Genomic DNA, 13909 nt, shown 5'->3' with positions numbered 1-13909 from the left:
GCATGACCGCGCCCGCGTCTCAGGAGCTGTGGATTTCCACCTTCCTCGAAGCGCAAGCTGCCGAGCTTGGCGCTGCCACCAACACCCTGCTCGCCTATGGCCGGGATCTGAAAGATTTCTCTGATTGGTTGACGCGTCGGAAATCGGGCTTTTCCGAAGCGGATCGCGATCGGATTGAAGGTTACCTGATCGATTGCGATGCGCAGGGCCTGTCGCGCTCGACAAGGGCACGGCGGTTGTCGGCGATCAAACAATTGTATCGATTTGCTTTCGAAGAAGGCTGGCGCGAAAGCAACCCGGCCATCCAGATCAAGGGACCTGGGCGCCCCAAGCGATTGCCTAAGACACTGGACGTGCCCGAAGTTGACCGCCTGCTTGCAGCAGCGCGGCGCACGGGTCGTTCCGACGCAGACAAAATTCGCAACACGTGCCTGATGGAACTGCTCTATGCGACGGGGATGCGGGTGACAGAACTGGTGTCGCTGCCGGTCAGTTCAGCCAGAGGTGATCCCCGCATGCTGCTGGTCCTCGGCAAAGGTGGGAAAGAACGGATGGTTCCGCTGTCCCCCCCTGCCCGCGAGGCGTTGGCAGACTGGCTGCAAGCCCGCGATACGGCCGAGGAAAAAGCCATTTCCAAAGGGGGGCAAGCGTCGCGTTTCCTGTTCCCGTCGCGCGGGAAGTCCGGGCACTTGACGCGGCATCGCTTCTTTCTGCTGGTCAAGGAACTGGCGATCGAAGGCGGTGTTTCGCCTGAAAAAGTCACACCTCACACGCTACGCCATGCGTTTGCGACGCACCTGCTTGCCAATGGCGCGGATCTGCGATCGATCCAGACGCTGTTGGGCCATGCCGATGTGGCGACGACCGAGATCTATACGCATGTTCTGGATGAGCGATTGTCGGAACTGGTGTTGGAACACCACCCGCTGGCCAAAGACGACACCACAGATCAGGGCTAACCCCTTGATTGGCCGGGCCCGCACCCCCATAACGAATGCAGCAACACGAACAACCTAGGACCAATGGAACCCACTCCTTCTCTGCTTGATGGCGCATTCTGGATCACGACAGGATCCATTCTTCTTCTCCTTGTCCTATCGGGCTTTTTCTCGGGCTCCGAAACTGCGCTGACCGCATCATCGCGTGGCAAGCTGAGAGCGCAGGCTGACAAAGGCTCGCGCGGGGCGAAAAAAGCGCTGGAAATCACCGATGATAACGAACGTCTGATCGGCTCGGTCCTTCTCGGCAACAACCTTGTCAACATCCTTGCCGCTTCGTTGGCAACCGCCCTGTTTACCCGCCTGTTCGGCGAAAGCGGTGTGGCGCTGGCGACGCTCGTGATGACCCTTCTGGTGCTGATCTTTGCCGAGGTGCTGCCCAAGACCTACGCGATTACCAACGCCGAAAAAGCCGCCGCCTTGGTGGCACCCGTTATCAGCGTCGTCGTAACGGTGTTCTCGCCGGTGGTGGCTGCCGTCCGACTGCTGGTGCGCGGTGTATTGCGCCTGTTCGGCGTACAGATCGACCCTGATAGCAACATCCTTGCGGTCCGTGAAGAAATCGCTGGCGCATTGCAACTGGGCCATTCCGAAGGTGTGGTCGAAAAAGAAGATCGCGACCGTATTCTGGGCGCGCTCGATCTTGGCGACCGCGCGGTGGAAGAGATCATGCTTCACCGCTCGAATATCGAGATGATCGATGCGGATGACGAACCCGAGGCGATCCTGAAACAGTGTCTAGAAAGCCCACACACCCGCCTGCCTGTGTTCCGTGAAGAACAGGAAAACATCGTGGGTGTCGTGCACGCCAAAGACTTGTTCCGCGCAATGTATGCGCAGGTAGGTGGCGCCGATGGTGATCCAGAGCGGCTTAAGAATTTCGACATCGCGAAGGTTGCCAACGATCCTTATTTCGTGCCCGAAACCACCACTCTGGACGACCAAATGCGTGAGTTTCTTCGCATGCACAGCCATTTCGCGCTTGTTGTTGACGAATATGGATCGCTGCGCGGGCTGATCACGCTGGAAGATATTCTGGAAGAGATCGTGGGCGAGATCGCAGACGAGTTCGACATCGACGAAGATGTCCCAGTTACCCGATCTGACGACGGCCAGTATCTGGTCGAAGGCGCGATGACCATCCGCGACGCCAACCGCGCGCTAGACTGGTCGCTGCCGGATGAAGAAGCCAACACGCTGGCCGGGTTGGTGATCCACGAGGCTCAGATGATCCCCATTGTGGGCCAAGTATTCTCGTTCCACGGTTTCCGGTTTGAGGTCACGGCCCGCGAAGGCAACAGGATCACCGCCCTCAAGGTTCGTCCTCTCTAAGCCCTACAGCATGCGTATTCAGCAAACGACGCGCGGTGTCGCGAACGGAACAGTAATACGCCAGAGCCCTCGGCAGGCTCGGCCAAAAGCCGAGGGAGAAACATCGTGAAAACCACCACCCGTGTCGCAGTTATCGGAGGCGGCGTTGTCGGATGCTCGGTCCTCTATCACCTGACCAAGCTCGGTTGGTCGGATGTGATGCTGCTGGAACGGTCTGAGCTAACCAGCGGTTCGACCTGGCATGCGGCGGGCGGGTTTCACACCCTGAACGGTGACACAAACATGGCCGCCCTGCAGGGCTATACCATCCGGCTGTACAAAGAGCTGGAAGAGATCACGGGCATGTCGTGTGGACTGCACCACGTCGGCGGCGTCACGCTGGCCGACAATCAAGACCGGTTCGACATGTTGCTCGCCGAACGCGCCAAGCACCGATTCATGGGTCTTGAGACCGAGATCGTCGGGCCTGAGGAGATCAAAAAAATTGCTCCGATCACCAACACCGATGGCATCCTTGGTGCGCTGTATGATCCGCTGGACGGGCATCTTGATCCGTCGGGTACAACACACGCATACGCCAAGGCCGCGCGTATGGGCGGGGCTACGATCGAAACACATTGCATGGTGCGCGAGACCAACCAGCACCCGGACGGAACTTGGGACGTGGTGACCGACAAGGGTACAATTCACGCCGAACATATCGTCAATGCGGGCGGATTGTGGGCGCGCGAGGTCGGTGCGATGGCCGGGATCTATTTCCCGTTGCATCCGATGGAGCATCAATATCTGGTCACCGATAACATACCCGAGATCGAGGCCATCATCGACGCAGGTGGCGAGCACCCGCATGTGATGGACCCCGCTGGCGAAAGCTATCTGCGGCAGGAAGGGCGTGGACTGTGCATCGGCTTTTACGAACAGCCCTGCAAACCTTGGGCGGTCGACGGCACCCCGTGGGAGTTTGGCCACGAACTGCTGCCCGATGACTTCGACAAAATCACCGATAGCATCGAATTCGCCTACAAACGCTTCCCTGTTCTCGCTGAGGCGGGTGTCAAATCCGTCATCCATGGGCCGTTTACCTTTGCCCCGGATGGCAACCCTCTGGTCGGTCCGGTGCCTGGCGTGCGGAACTACTGGTCAGCCTGCGGTGTCATGGCCGGTTTCAGCCAAGGCGGTGGTGTTGGCTTGACCCTTGCTCAATGGATGATCGAAGGCGAACCCGAACGCGATGTGTTTGCCATGGATGTGGCGCGGTTTGGCGATTGGATCAGCCCGGGCTACACGCGCCCCAAGGTGATCGAGAACTATCAGAAGCGGTTCAGCGTCGCTTATCCGAACGAGGAACTGCCTGCAGCGCGTCCCAACCGAACCACACCAATGTACGACATCTTCAGCGATCTCGGTGCCGTTTGGGGGCAGCAATACGGGCTGGAAGTACCAAACTACTTTGCCCAAGGCGATGAACCGGATTTCGAGACACCCTCGTTCCGCCGTTCCAACGCCTTTGAGGCCACCGGCCGCGAAGTTCGTGCCGTGCGTGGAGGTGTTGGGATCAACGAAGTCCACAATTTCGGAAAATACCGTATTACCGGTGCCGGTGCTCGTGCATGGCTGGATCGCATCATGGCGGGCCGCATACCCAAACCAGGCCGCGTTTCACTGACGCCAATGTTGTCGCATAAAGGTAAGCTGATCGGGGATTTCACCGTCTCCTGCTTGGGCGACGACCTTTTTCACCTGACCGCCTCCTACGGCAGTCAGGCATTTCATATGCGCTGGTTCCTGAAAAACCAGGACCATGGCGTGGGCATCGAGAACATCAGCGACCGGTTGAATGGGTTTCAGATCGCAGGCCCCAAGGCCACCGAGGTTTTGTCGGCCTGCACCCGAGAAGCAGTCACCTCGCTCAGGTTCCTCGACGTGCGCGAGATGACAATTGGCATGACGGACTGCATCGTTCAGCGTGTCAGCTATACCGGCGATCTGGGTTATGAGATTTATTGCGACCCAATGGCCCAACGGCAACTCTGGTGGAGTTTGTGGCAAGCGGGTCAAGCTCATGACATGACCCCATTTGGCATGCGCGCAATGATGAGTCTGCGTCTGGACAAGTTCTTTGGCTCGTGGATGCGAGAATTTTCACCCGACTATACAGCGGCAGAAACCGGGTTGGATCGGTTCATCTCATTCTCCAAGAACAGTGATTTCATAGGCCGAGCAGCGGCCGAGGCCGAGCGCGCATCTGGCGCTGATCGCTGCTTGGTGGCTTTTGAGGTCGACGCGGCAGATGCAGATGTAAACGCGTACGAACCGATCTGGTTAGACGGCGTTGTTGTCGGCTTCTGTACATCTGGTGGGTATTCGCACTTTGCGGGCAAGTCGATTGCCATGGGGTTCCTCCCGACTGAACAGGCCACCGAGGGACGTGCGGTTGAAATTGAAATTCTAGGTCAGATGCACAAAGCGCGGGTCATCACGACCCCACTTTTCGATCCCGATGGCGCAAGAATGCGGGGATGACTTATTAATCCACCGACGGCATGCTTGCGAAATGACCCAGATTCCCATCATCCTGCTCGCTGCCGGGCAATCCAGCCGCATGGGTGGTGCTGATAAGTTAATGCAACCGATTGAAGGCGTGCCGCTTCTGCGCCGAGTGGCTCAGCGGGCGCTTGCCGCAGGTCACGTTATCATCGCCCTGCCCCCGGCCCCACATCCCCGATATACGGTGCTGGAGGGCCTCGATGTTCAACTGGTCGAAATCCCAAATGCGCAAGAAGGCATGAATGCCAGTTTGAGAGGCGCAATAGCCTCCGTTCCAGCAAATGCACCTGCGGTCATGATCCTGTTATCGGACCTTCCGGACCTCACAACCCAAGACTTGAACAGTGTTCTCCGATCAGTCAAAACCCACCCTGACAATCTGATATGGCGTGGGGCTACTGAGGAAGGCGCTCCCGGCCATCCTGTCGTGTTTGATCGTTCTCTATTTTCAGAGCTTTCGGAACTGAACGGTGACAGCGGCGCGCAGATTGTCGTGCAACGCTACAAGGGCAAGGTTCATCTGCATCGCCTGCCCGCCCAGAATGCGCTGCTTGATTTGGATACACCCGCCGATTGGACCCGTTGGAATGCGGGCCGACCGCAAAAGCAGCCCCTCAAATAAACGCGACCCGGTCAATAATGACCGGGTCGCATGCCCAAAAACAGGACTACCACTTTCACCAATCTCTAAAGCGCGGTCAGATCGCCAATCAGGCTTCCCGACGTTGTGCTGCTGAACCTAAACAAGACCCCCTCGTTAACATGCCGCTCAGCGCTATGGAGACTGAGATGCGCCTTTGACACCCCCTAGTGCCTAAGGCCCCCCTCACTTGGGCAACTCCAATGTCGCTGATCCGATGCGTTCAAACAATGTAAAATTGGATGAAATGGTAAATTTCAGCGCAGGCGCACTGGCTTTTGAGCAACAATGCAACACTCTGGATTCTACCAATGGTTGCATCGACTTATACTTTTTCCAGAAGTTTCCGTCAGTTGCGCACTTAGAATACGGCTAACTTACCTATTTCAAAGGCATCGACGGGCGTGTTCGAAATTTGAACACTCCATCTCACGCAACTTTTAGGAGAAGTATTTTTGAGACCGCAAAAGCGTCGTTTCTTTGTTAACAAAAATGAATCAATTCAATGCTTTTTCGAAATTATTGACTTTATCGGCAACAATCCACCGATTCGCCACATGGCACCCAAGCTGATTCTTGCTACCCGAGCACGTTGAACGGAGTCATTAAAGCGGCGAAACGTGGCGAAATTAAGGTTTCTTAATATTTCTCTCAGGATATCCCAAGGTTGCCAGTGCATCTCCTGTCTCAATGCGCGGGATCAACCGCCGAAATAGACAGGAGTCAAAATGAGCATCCGTAAATCCTCACTGCTTATTCCACGCACATCCAGCTGGATGGGAGCTACCGCACTGGGCGCGGCCATGATGGCCACCACCGCCCTGCCCGCAATGGCAGACGAGGCTCTGGCCGATCTGGTCGAAACCGTCTCGCCTTCGGTGGTCACGATCACCGCCAAGCAAGATGCCAAACCACGCCCCACACAAGGTCAAGAGTTCGACCTCGAAAACCATCCCTTTGGCGAGTTCTTTAAGCGGTTCGGCGGTCCTGAAGGATTTGACATGCCGCAGCGAGGCCCCAGCCAGGGTTTGGGATCAGGCTTTGTGCTGGATAAGGCAGGATACATCGTCACCAACCACCACGTTGTCGATAACGCTAGCGAAGTGACCGTACGTCTGAGCGATAACCGCACATTCGAAGCTGAAATCGTTGGTACAGATCCGCTTACTGACATCGCCGTGCTTAAAATTGACGCAGGAGAAGACCTGCAAGCCGTTCAAATGGGTGACAGCGATGTCATTCGCGTGGGCGAAGACGTCGTCGCCATCGGCAACCCGTTTGGCCTGAATGCAACTGTTACGACCGGTATTGTTTCCGCGAAGGGGCGCAATATTTCGGAAGGCCCCTACGCCGAATTCATCCAGACCGACGCTGCTATCAACAAAGGCAACTCGGGAGGTCCGCTATTCAACATGGATGGTGAGGTGATCGGTGTGAACTCGGCGATCTATTCGCCCAGCGGCGGCTCAGTCGGGCTCGGCTTTGCGGTGACTTCGAATATTGTAGATCACATCACGGCTGATCTGCGCGATGACGGCGAGGTCAGCCGCGGTTGGTTGGGAGTGTCGATCCAGAATGTCAGCCCCGAACTGGCTGCTGCGATGGGTATCGATACGGCAACAGGTGCACTGGTATCGGATGTTGTACCTGACAGCCCGGCCGATGGCGTACTGCAGCAAGGTGACGTGATCCTGACTTTCAATGACGAAGCCGTTGATTCCAGTAGCGATCTTCCGATCCTGGTTGGCACGACCAAGGTAGGTACTGATAGCACGCTGACTGTTCTTCGAAATGGCAAAGAAGAACAGATCGAACTGACAATCGGTCAGCATCAGTCAGCCTCGGCGGCGACCGATAGCGTGGTTGAAGACAAGTTCGAAGGTACGTCGCTGGGCGTAACCGTGGCACCGCTGACCGAAACCGCCCGCGCCGAGATTGGCGTGGCCGAGAACGTCGATGGTGTTGTTGTCACCGATCTGGAGCCCGAAAGCCCTGCGGCCAAGGCCGGATTGCAGCGTGGTGATGTGATCGTTCGACTGGGCAATCTGGATACAGTTACGCCAGACGCTTTGAAAGAAGCGCTGGAGAACGAAAAGACGGATCCAGCTCTGGTTTTGATCAATCGCGGTGGCAACCAGATCTTCGTCGCGGTCGAAATCGCCTAACCCTACACCTAAGCGCGCCACATGATGGGGAAATCTGGAGCGCTTATTCTGGCAGGCACGGATTGTCCACGTGCCGCCGGAACAGCCGGGTGCACCTTTGCACCCGGCATGTTTTTTTCAAAGAGTATGTGTGTTTAAATCCCATTGGGAAGGAGCCCTGACCATGAGCAGACGCTTGTTGATCGTTGAAGATGACCAAGACACACGGGACTTCATTGCCAAGGGATTTGGTGAAGAAGGCTATGTTGTCGAAGTCGCATCAGATGGCCGCGAAGGCCTGTACCACGCAACTGACGGCGGATTTGATGCGGTCGTACTGGACCGAATGCTTCCCGGGCTGGACGGGTTATCACTGATTAAGTCAATGCGTGCGGCTGGGTTGAAAACACCTGTTCTGATGTTAACCGCCATGAGTGCAGTGGACGAGCGAGTCAAAGGCCTCCGCGCGGGCGCAGACGATTATCTGGTCAAACCATTTTCATTCCAGGAACTTCATGCCCGGATCGAAGCCCTGTTGCGTCGACCGCAAGAAGCCGAAGAAACGCCGACCCTTGCCTGCCGCGATCTCGAAATGGATCTGTTGACCCGCAAGGTCACGCGCAACGGTCGTGAAATCACCCTGACCCCGCGCGAATTTCAAATTCTGGAGTTCTTTCTGCGCCGAAAAAACCGCGTCGTCTCGCGCACGATGTTGCTTGAAGGTGTGTGGGATTACCACTTTGACCCGAACACCAACGTGGTCGACGTCCATATTTCGAAACTGCGCCGCCAGCTTGATGAAGACGGAGCCGACCCGGTGATTGAAACAGTCCGAGGCGCCGGATACATGGTTTCGGATGGATAACCTGCGCCTGTCGCTGAAAAACTCTCGTACTCGCTTGGTTCTGGCCAGCATGGTGCTTAGCACTTTGCTGACGGCGACCGTTCTGACGATGGTGTATTTTACGGCCAATCGCACGATTTCAGGCGAGACGCGTTCGGTCGTTCAGGCCGAGCTTACGGGCCTGGCAGATGAATATGAACGGCGTGGCATGATCGGGTTGATCTCTGCCATCGACCGCCGTTTGCCGACAGCGGCCGAGCGGGATGCCTTGTACCTGCTGACAGGTCGGCAAGGCACGAAACTGGCGGGCAACCTGACGCATTGGCCGGAAGGGATAACTCCGGGCAGCGGCTGGGTCGATCTTCAGCTTCGCAAAGAAGATACGGATCAATATGTCCCGATCTCTGCCGCTTCAGTCCGGCTGCCGGGTGGTGAGAGGCTGCTTGTCGGGCGTGATTCATTGGCCAGACAGCAATTCGACCGGGTTCTGTTCCGGTCTGTCGCGCTGGCACTTGCCACGGCATTGGCGCTGAGTTTATTGACCGGCTGGCTGCTGACCCGGCTGGTGTTTTCACGACTGAAAGACATCGCCAATACAGCCGACAATATCGTTTCCGGAGATTTAGCTCTGCGCATGCCTCTACGAGGCACGGGCGATGAATTCGATCAGGTCGCGGCCACATTGAACAACATGCTGGATCGTATTGAAGAACTGATCAGCAACCTGCGCACAACGTCCAATTCTATTGCTCATGACCTGCGCTCTCCCCTGTCGCGACTGCGGCAACGGGTCGAATCCCTGGCTGAGCCCGGCAAAAGCGATCAAGATCGCGAGATCGACATGGCGCGCGCGACCGGCGAGATTGATCACCTGCTGCGCGTTCTCAGCCAACTGACCGAGATTTCGCGCGCCGAGGCCGGTCTGGGCCGCGAACAATTTGAACCGGTAAAGCTTTTGCAACTGGTCGGTGATGTGGTTGAGTTATACGAACCTGTCGCGTCTGATCAGAACATCCGACTCGAGGTCGTTGGAAACGCGGACCCAATCCAAGGCCATCGCCCTCTGCTGTCTCAAGCACTGTCGAACCTTCTTGAAAACGCCATGCGCTACGCCCCGCCCGGCACAGCGATCACCATCGAAATTCGAGACGACGGCGACTATGCGTTACTCAGCGTTCGCGACCGGGGCCCTGGCGTACCAGAAAGCGATCTGCCCCGATTGCAGATGCCGTTTGTCACGCTTGATCCTGCAAGGACCGGGCGGAATGCCGGCCTTGGACTGGCGCTTGTGGCGGCAATTTCACATATGCACGGCGGCACATTTCTGGCGCGCAATCGTAAACCAGGGCTTGAGACAACCCTGAAGTTGTCACGCAATTCGTAATTGCATGAAGAACATCTACTAGAGCGTTGATCTAATTACATAACTGCAGGCAACGACGCGTATCCGTGAAAACGAATGCGACCACCCTGCACCCGTTTTCCTTGAATCTGGTAATCGGGAAATCGCTTCAGCAATCGATCCAGTGCAACACGACCTTCAAGGCGCGCCAAAGTCAGGCCAACGCAGACATGCGGCCCGCCCGCGAAGGCCAGGTGCCTGTTCGGCTTGCGTGTGATGTCAAATCGGGTCGGGTCGGCGAACACCTCGGGATCACGGTTCGCTGCCCCGATACAGAGATGCAGGTTCGTTCCTTTGGCGATCTGATGTCCTCGGATTTCAACGTCCTCCGTGGTTTCCCGGTTGCCAAATTGGTTGGGTGACCGAAAGCGCAAGACCTCTTCAACCGCCGGAGCAATCAATTCGCCATCTTCCAACAGTCTTTGGCGTTGTTCTGGATAGTCATGAAGCAGCGCCAGCCCATTGCCGATCAAATTAGTGGTCGTTTCGTGACCCGCATTCAGGATAAAGATACAGTTTTGCAGAAGCTCAATCTCGCTCAGCATCTCGTCCGCGCCTTCGCCTCGGATCAGACGTGTCAGAACATCTGTTTCCGGATCTCCCGGATTTGCGCGACGACGGGCAACAAGATCCTGAAGATAGGTTTTGAATTCGCGAACAGCAGTGTGGCCCTTTTCCAGCTGAGCTTCTGTCAAAGCGGGTTCCAAAGCACCAAGGATGGCCAACGACCAATCGCGCAGAGGCGCGCGTTCGTTCATCGGTACATCCAGCAGATTGCCGATGATCTGGATCGGAATGGTCGAAGCAAAATCCGCGATCAGGTCAACCTGCCCCCTGCCCGCTATATCATCCAGCAGCGTATCAACGGTTTCGATCAGACCCGGCTCCATCCGCGCGATTGCCCGGGGCGTCAGGGCTGAGGTCATGATCTTGCGCACACGCGTGTGCAAAGGCGGGTCGGAGAACACCAATGAAGTTGTATGATGTTCGAATAACGGCGAGCCAACACCGAATTTAGGGCCAAACGCCGCCTCCTTATCCGAGGAATAAAGCGTCGTGTTGCGATAAATGGCATCCAGATCCGCATGGCGTGACAACAACACGGAACCGTCCGGCTGTCGCAATACTGGCGCATGCTCAAGCAGTGCATCGTAAAAGGGGAACGGGTCGTCGACAAACCCCTCGGGCGGGTTCATCAGGTCCAGATTTTGCGCGACATTCTCTAGGCTTAGATCGTTCATTCTTGACCCCTCCAATGCTTGGGTAGCGGAAAGGGAAGCCGCAAACAACCTTGAGCGGGTGACAGGCCGCTTCGGGCGGGATAAGACAAGGCATGTCTGATCCGATCTCCTCCATCCGCAATCTTGGCCCGGCATTCGAACAAGCCTGCGCACGAGCGGGCATTATGACAGCTCAGGAGTTGCGCGCGTTGGGAGCAGACGAGGCTTATTCGCGCCTATTGCAGGCCGGAACGCGCCCTCATTTCATCGGCTATTATGTATTGGTCATGGGCTTGCAAGGTCGCCCCTGGAATGACTGCAAGGGCGAGGAAAAGAAGGCCTTGCGCGAACGGTTCGATGCGATCAAGGCCGGAGTCAGCATAGCACCAAAGCATCAGATGATTGCCGATCTTGATGCTTTGGGCGTGCGTATATCGGCCAAGGATTTGGCGGCAGACTAGGCTTCGAGCGCCCCGATCATATCGACCCGCATTGCGTGGCGACCACCTTCAAATTCGGATGTCAGGAAAGCAGCCGTGATTTCCAGTGCTTGCTTTTCATCGAGAATCCGCGCCCCCAGCGAGAGCATGTTTGCGTCATTGTGCTGACGGATCATCTGGGCCGAAAAGACATCACTGCAAACGCCACATCTGACGCCGTTGATTTTGTTCGCCGCCATCATGATACCCTGTCCGGTGCCACACAAGATGATACCAAAGCGACAGTCACCCGAAGCCACCAGGCGTGCGGCGGCGGCTCCGTGTTCGGGATAATGAGTGCTTTCCGAAGTGGTCGGGCCGAGATCTACGGCCTCCCAACCTTGGGCTTCAACGTAAGCAGAGATAGCCTGCCTGAGGTCGATTGCAGCGTGATCACTGGAAAGAACAATGCGTTTGTTTGTGCTCATGACGGCATTTCGCTCCTGTCGACTAAAGCAATGCGGACAAACACTCTTGAGCCCTGCCCTCATAAGAAAGGCCGCACCCGATATGGGGTACGGCCTAAAGCTGTGATCTGACGGCCGATTAGCCGACCAGTTCGATGCCCGAGAAGAAGTAGGCGATCTCAACCGCGGCAGTTTCCGGTGCGTCCGAACCGTGGACCGAGTTTTCACCGACCGATTCAGCGAACTCGGCGCGGATGGTGCCAGGTGCTGCGTCTGCAGGGTTGGTTGCGCCCATGACTTCACGGTTCTTTGCAATGGCGCCTTCGCCTTCGAGAACCTGAACAACAACGGGGGCCGACGACATGAATTCGCACAGTTCGTCATAGAACGGACGCTCGGCGTGCACGTCATAGAACTTGCCAGCTTGAGCTTTGGTCATGTGAATGCGCTTTTGCGCGACGATGCGTAGGCCAGCTTCTTCGAACTTGGCATTGATCTTGCCAGTCAGGTTGCGGCGGGTTGCATCGGGTTTGATGATCGAGAATGTGCGTTCCAGTGCCATATTGGCCTCTCCTTGACTTAAGGGCGCGATACCCGCGCCGAAATCCATCGCGCGCCGCCTAACATGGTATTTGTCTCATGAAAAGCGTTATGATCGTTTATCACTCAGATCGCATCAGGCAGCGGGTCGGTACGATCCAACCGGCGGACATAGAACACTGTCAAAAGACCCGCAAAGCTGCTGCCGCACATCATGCTCAGCACCAGATATGGCCCGTTTTCAGGGCTTACAAACGTCCCGGTCATCATGGTCAAGACAGCCCCCAGTGCCACGATCAAGGCGCCTGATAATCCAGCCGCACTGCCGGCCAGTTTCGGACGTACCGACATCACCCCAGCCGAGGCATTTGCATTGGTCAAACCATTTCCGAAACCAACGCAGATGGCGGATCCAAAAAACACCCAGACCGAGCCCATATTGCCGATGAACAGCAGCAGCCCGCAAAATGGCCCAACCGAGGCCACGACCCGACCGAACAAGATCATTGTCGTCAGCTGGGTACGCTTTGCGATGCGCCCGGTAACAAAGTTGCCGACCATAAACCCGCCCGTGATGATACCGATGCCCAGACCCAGCATTGCTGGGCTCAGGTCGAACCAGGCTGCGGCGACCAGAGGCGCGCCGGTGATAAAACTAAAAAAACCGCCGATGGAGAACGCGGCGCATAAGGCGTAACCCCAGAACCTACGCGCGCGGAACAAATGCGGGTATTCCCGCATCTGCGCCGCGAAAGTCGACGAGCGGTTGGTGTTGGTTTCACCCATGTCAGCCCAAAGCAGCAACAGCACCCCTGCCCCAAGCAGCGAATACAGCACGAACCCGGCCCGCCAACCAAAAAGCATATCCAGCGCGCCACCTAGCATTGGCCCAAGCATCGGTGCCAGTGCCATGGCCATTGCGACATAGCCCAGTTTGCTGGCGGCCTCGTTTGGTGGATATCGGTCGCGGATCGAAGCACTCGACAGCACCGGCCCGGCCACCACCGCCGCCTGAATCATCCGAAACGAAAGGAAAACCCAGATTGACTCGGCTAAAACGCATCCAATTGATGCGGCGACAAATATGACCATCGCGATCAACAAAACCGGCCTGCGCCCGTAGCGATCCGACAGCGGCCCGACGATCAACTGCAAGACCGCCGAGACAAATAGGTACCCTGCGACGGCCACGTTCATCAGGCCATAATCCACGCCGAAATCTTCGCTCATATGCGCCAGCGACGGAAGGAACATGTTCAGTGTCAGAACCGAGAGCGCCGTTGCAAAGATCAGCGTAATCAGGGTTGGAGGAGATTGAGCCGCACGCATATCGAAACCGTTTGGAAGACGAACCGG

General features: G+C 56.6%; 12 protein-coding genes. 8 read left to right on the top strand and 4 right to left on the bottom strand.

What is annotated here, in order from left to right:
• Positions 1-2: 2 nt before the first annotated feature.
• The 7 genes from ACR0EN_RS01195 (at position 3) to ACR0EN_RS01165 (ending at position 9889) form a co-directional block, all read left to right on the top strand.
• Positions 3-959 (top strand): site-specific tyrosine recombinase XerD, encoded by a 957-nt coding sequence (locus tag ACR0EN_RS01195; protein ID WP_170595842.1) that lies wholly within the window; start codon positions 3-5, stop codon positions 957-959.
• 63 nt (positions 960-1022) lie between these two features.
• Positions 1023-2330, top strand: a complete 1308-nt coding sequence (locus ACR0EN_RS01190; protein ID WP_170393312.1) for an HlyC/CorC family transporter — start codon at positions 1023-1025, stop codon at positions 2328-2330.
• A 105-nt stretch (positions 2331-2435) separates the two neighbouring features.
• Positions 2436-4853 (top strand): GcvT family protein, encoded by a 2418-nt coding sequence (locus ACR0EN_RS01185; protein ID WP_480584849.1) that lies wholly within the window; start codon positions 2436-2438, stop codon positions 4851-4853.
• 31 nt (positions 4854-4884) lie between these two features.
• The gene (locus ACR0EN_RS01180; RefSeq protein WP_170610304.1) at positions 4885-5499 is read left to right on the top strand and encodes a nucleotidyltransferase family protein; all 615 of its coding nucleotides are present in this window, start codon (positions 4885-4887) and stop codon (positions 5497-5499) included.
• Between the two features lie 746 nt (positions 5500-6245).
• Positions 6246-7682 carry a DegQ family serine endoprotease gene (locus ACR0EN_RS01175; protein WP_170421237.1) on the top strand — a complete coding sequence of 479 codons (1437 nt, stop codon included), beginning with the start codon at positions 6246-6248 and terminating at the stop codon, positions 7680-7682.
• Positions 7683-7845: 163 nt separating this feature from the next.
• The gene (locus ACR0EN_RS01170; protein WP_170393316.1) at positions 7846-8526 is read left to right on the top strand and encodes a response regulator transcription factor; all 681 of its coding nucleotides are present in this window, start codon (positions 7846-7848) and stop codon (positions 8524-8526) included.
• Positions 8483-9889, top strand: a complete 1407-nt coding sequence (locus ACR0EN_RS01165) for a sensor histidine kinase (RefSeq protein WP_480584844.1) — start codon at positions 8483-8485, stop codon at positions 9887-9889. The genes ACR0EN_RS01170 and ACR0EN_RS01165 overlap by 44 nt, the downstream gene beginning before the upstream one ends.
• Positions 9890-9924: 35 nt before the next feature.
• On the opposite strand, the gene ACR0EN_RS01160 is transcribed toward ACR0EN_RS01165, so the two are convergent.
• Positions 9925-11148 carry a cytochrome P450 gene (locus ACR0EN_RS01160; protein WP_170817671.1) on the bottom strand — a complete coding sequence of 408 codons (1224 nt, stop codon included), beginning with the start codon at positions 11146-11148 and terminating at the stop codon, positions 9925-9927.
• 92 nt (positions 11149-11240) lie between these two features.
• Between ACR0EN_RS01160 and ACR0EN_RS01155 the strand changes: the two genes are divergently transcribed.
• Positions 11241-11588 carry a TfoX/Sxy family protein gene (locus ACR0EN_RS01155; protein ID WP_170563089.1) on the top strand — a complete coding sequence of 116 codons (348 nt, stop codon included), beginning with the start codon at positions 11241-11243 and terminating at the stop codon, positions 11586-11588.
• Here the strand turns inward: ACR0EN_RS01155 and rpiB are convergent.
• From rpiB to ACR0EN_RS01140, 3 genes are all read right to left on the bottom strand, one after another.
• On the bottom strand, positions 11585-12034 hold the full coding sequence (gene rpiB, locus ACR0EN_RS01150) for a ribose 5-phosphate isomerase B (protein WP_170817670.1): 450 nt from the start codon (positions 12032-12034) through the stop codon (positions 11585-11587). The genes ACR0EN_RS01155 and rpiB overlap by 4 nt on opposite strands.
• A 118-nt stretch (positions 12035-12152) precedes the next feature.
• Positions 12153-12575: a nucleoside-diphosphate kinase gene (ndk, locus tag ACR0EN_RS01145; RefSeq protein WP_008757405.1), complete on the bottom strand. Its 423-nt coding sequence runs from the start codon at positions 12573-12575 to the stop codon at positions 12153-12155.
• Between the two features lie 104 nt (positions 12576-12679).
• A complete protein-coding gene (locus tag ACR0EN_RS01140; RefSeq protein ID WP_480584840.1) occupies positions 12680-13882 on the bottom strand; it encodes a multidrug effflux MFS transporter in 1203 nt (400 codons plus the stop codon).
• Positions 13883-13909 lie beyond the last annotated feature (27 nt).

Source organism: Ruegeria sp. AB7 (assembly GCF_056542625.1).
The sequence above is the reverse complement of the archived record's forward strand: the minus strand, read 5'-3'. Positions and strand labels throughout refer to the sequence as shown.

What these genes read in the sequence shown, in the direction of transcription:
- ACR0EN_RS01195 (WP_170595842.1), top strand. Translation starts at nt 3, where the DNA reads ATGACCGCGCCCGCGTCTCAGGAGCTGTGGATTTCCACCTTCCTCGAA.
- ACR0EN_RS01190 (WP_170393312.1), top strand. Translation starts at nt 1,023, where the DNA reads ATGGAACCCACTCCTTCTCTGCTTGATGGCGCATTCTGGATCACGACA.
- ACR0EN_RS01180 (WP_170610304.1), top strand. Translation starts at nt 4,885, where the DNA reads ATGACCCAGATTCCCATCATCCTGCTCGCTGCCGGGCAATCCAGCCGC.
- ACR0EN_RS01175 (WP_170421237.1), top strand. Translation starts at nt 6,246, where the DNA reads ATGAGCATCCGTAAATCCTCACTGCTTATTCCACGCACATCCAGCTGG.
- ACR0EN_RS01170 (WP_170393316.1), top strand. Translation starts at nt 7,846, where the DNA reads ATGAGCAGACGCTTGTTGATCGTTGAAGATGACCAAGACACACGGGAC.
- ACR0EN_RS01160 (WP_170817671.1), bottom strand. Translation starts at nt 11,148, where the DNA reads ATGAACGATCTAAGCCTAGAGAATGTCGCGCAAAATCTGGACCTGATG.
- ACR0EN_RS01155 (WP_170563089.1), top strand. Translation starts at nt 11,241, where the DNA reads ATGTCTGATCCGATCTCCTCCATCCGCAATCTTGGCCCGGCATTCGAA.
- rpiB (WP_170817670.1), bottom strand. Translation starts at nt 12,034, where the DNA reads ATGAGCACAAACAAACGCATTGTTCTTTCCAGTGATCACGCTGCAATC.
- ndk (WP_008757405.1), bottom strand. Translation starts at nt 12,575, where the DNA reads ATGGCACTGGAACGCACATTCTCGATCATCAAACCCGATGCAACCCGC.
- ACR0EN_RS01140 (WP_480584840.1), bottom strand. Translation starts at nt 13,882, where the DNA reads ATGCGTGCGGCTCAATCTCCTCCAACCCTGATTACGCTGATCTTTGCA.